Here is a 2,678-nt window from a genome sequence, read left to right on the forward strand (position 1 = left end):
TCCCGCCACCGGTCCGGCCGGCCATTGATCTGGATCAAAACTATGACGAATTCGGGAACTTTCGCCTCTTTAGTTGCGAACGCGGATGACGCGCAGCGTTGTGTGGGCGGGGCGTCGGCCAAAGGACCGTGACGCACCGAGTCCGGCCCCCTTGTTTCGGTTCAGGCCACCTTCACCAGGGCGTGATGCTTCTTGCCGGCGGACAGCTTGATCTCGCCGCCGGACAGGTCGGCGGCGGTGATCATACGGTTGATGTCGTTGATCGCCGCCCCGTTGAGGCGCGCTCCGCCCCCCTTGATCAGCCGTTTGGCCTCACCGTTGGAGGCCGTCAGACCGGCGCGCGTGAACAAGGCCGGCACCGCGATCCCCGCCTCCAGGTCCGCCGCGTCGACCGTGACGGTCGGCAGGTCCTCGCCCACCCCGCCCTGCTCGAACACAGCCTTCGCCGTCTCCGCCGCCGCCAGCGCCGCGGCCTCGCCGTGCGCCAGCGTAGTGGCCTCGTGCGCCAGGATCTTCTTGGCCTCGTTGATCTCGGCCCCGCCCAGCGCCTCCAGCCGGGCGATCTCGTCCAGCGGCAGTTCGGTGAACAGGCGCAGGAAGCGGCCGACGTCGGCGTCCTCTGTGTTGCGCCAGAACTGCCAGAAATCGTAGGCCGGCAACTGGTCCTCGTTCAGCCAGATGGCGCCTTGCGCGCTTTTGCCCATCTTGGCGCCCGAGGCAGTAGTGATCAGCGGCACGGTCAGGCCGAACAGCGACAGGCCGTCGCAGCGCCGCCCCAGTTCCACGCCATTGACGATGTTGCCCCACTGGTCGGCGCCGCCCATTTGCAGCCGCACGCCGTCGCGCCGCGCCAGCTCCAGGAAATCGTAGGCCTGGAGAATCATATAATTGAACTCCAGGAACGACAGATGGTGCTCGCGCTCCAGCCGCGTCCGCACCGAGTCGAACGTGAGCATCCGGTTGATCGAGAAGTGCGGCCCGTAGTCCCGCAGGAACGCGATGTAGCCCAGCCCGTCCAGCCAGTCGGCGTTGTTGACCATGCGGGCGTCGGTCGGCCCGTCACCGAAGGTCAGGTACTTGGAGAACACGCCCTTGATGCCGGTCATGTTGGCGGCGATGGCCTCGTCGGACAGAAGCTTGCGCGCCTCGTCCTTCCCCGACGGGTCGCCCACGCGGGTCGTACCACCGCCCATCAGGACGAACGGCCGGTGCCCCGTCTTCTGCAGCCAGCGCAACAGCATGATGGAGACCAGCGAGCCGACGTGCAGGCTGGGCGCGGTGCAGTCATAGCCGATATAGGCGGAGACCACCTCCTTGGACAGCAGCGCGTCCAGCTCCTCGGTATGCGTGCAGGCGTCCACGAACCCGCGCTCGTGCACGATGCGCAGGAAGTCGGAGGAAAAGGCGGTCATCGGATCATCTCTCGTCGCGTTCATCCAGTCCCTTGCGGGAGGGGGGCTCCTTTAGCACACTCCCATGAAACAGAAAAGAAAGGCCCGCCGATGATTCCCTTCCCGAAAGGCCTGTCCCGTACCCCAGCCACGCGCCCGGCCCGGGCGGCACCGGCCGTCGCCACGCCGCGCGGCTTCGGCACCACGTGGATCGTGGTCGGCCTGATGAGCGGCACGTCGATGGACGGCATTGACGCCGCCCTGATCGAAACGGACGGAGAGACCGTGGTGGGGCTGGGGCCACACCTGACGGTCCCCTATGATCCCGACTTCCGCGACCGCCTGCGCGCCATGCTGGGGCGGACGTCGCTGGCCGACGAGGACGGGCGGCTGTTGAACCGGGACCTGGCCCTGCGCCATGCCGAGGTGGTCCGAACCCTCCTCAAGGATATCACCGTCGCGCCCGACCTGGTCGGGTTCCATGGCCACACGGTGTGGCACGATCCGGTCGGGCGCCTGACCGTGCAGGCCGGGGACGCCGGCCTGCTGGCGAGCGAACTGGCGATTCCGGTGGTGGCGGACCTGCGCCAAGCGGACGTCGCCGCCGGGGGCGAGGGCGCGCCGCTGGCCCCGATCTACCACGCGGCGCTGGCCGCCCACCTGGAACGTCCCCTCGCGGTGCTCAACATCGGCGGCGTGGCCAACCTCACCTGGGTCGGCAAGCGCGGCGTCGACGACCTGATCGCCTTCGACACCGGCCCGGGCAACGCGCCGCTGGACGACTGGGTGGCCCGCCACACCGGCCAGCCGCACGACACGGACGGCCGCCTGGCCGCCGCCGGCACGCTGGACGAGGACCGGCTCATGCGCCTGCTCGATCATCCGTATTTCGCGCGGCCGGCGCCCAAGTCGCTGGACCGCAAGGCCTTCGACCATGTGCCGGAGGTCCTCGATGGGCTCTCGCCGGAGGATGGCGCCACCACCCTGACGGCCTTCATCGCCGCCGCCGTGGTGCAGGCGGCGGCGCATGTGCCGCGCCCGCCGCTGCGCTGGCTGGTCACCGGGGGCGGGCGCCACAACCCGGTGCTGATGGACACTCTGGCCGGCTGGCTGGAAGCACCGGTTCAGCCGGTCGAGGCCGTCGGCTGGGACGGCGACGCGCTGGAGGCGCAGGCGTTCGCCTTCCTGGCCGCGCGGTATCGCCGGCAGCTGCCGATCACCTTCCCGGGCACCACCGGGGCGCCCTACCCCCTGGTCGGCGGGCGGCTGTACCGACCGTGAGGGGGG

At 69.5% G+C, this 2,678-nt stretch carries 2 protein-coding genes; one reads left to right on the top strand and one right to left on the bottom strand.

Annotation, left to right across the window (positions count from 1 at the left end; genetic code table 11):
- Positions 1–161: 161 nt before the first annotated feature.
- The gene (gene tyrS / locus Q0309_RS08960) at positions 162–1,412 is read right to left on the bottom strand and encodes a tyrosine--tRNA ligase (RefSeq protein ID WP_299439719.1); all 1,251 of its coding nucleotides are present in this window, start codon (positions 1,410–1,412) and stop codon (positions 162–164) included.
- A gap of 90 nt (positions 1,413–1,502) precedes the next feature.
- Here tyrS and Q0309_RS08965 point away from each other — a divergent pair, with 90 nt between their 5' ends.
- On the top strand, positions 1,503–2,672 hold the full coding sequence (locus tag Q0309_RS08965; protein WP_299439721.1) for an anhydro-N-acetylmuramic acid kinase: 1,170 nt from the start codon (positions 1,503–1,505) through the stop codon (positions 2,670–2,672).
- Positions 2,673–2,678 lie beyond the last annotated feature (6 nt).

It is taken from the genome of uncultured Rhodospira sp., from assembly GCF_937138205.1.
In the GTDB taxonomy this organism is placed as follows: Bacteria; Pseudomonadota; Alphaproteobacteria; order Rhodospirillales; family Rhodospirillaceae; genus Rhodospira.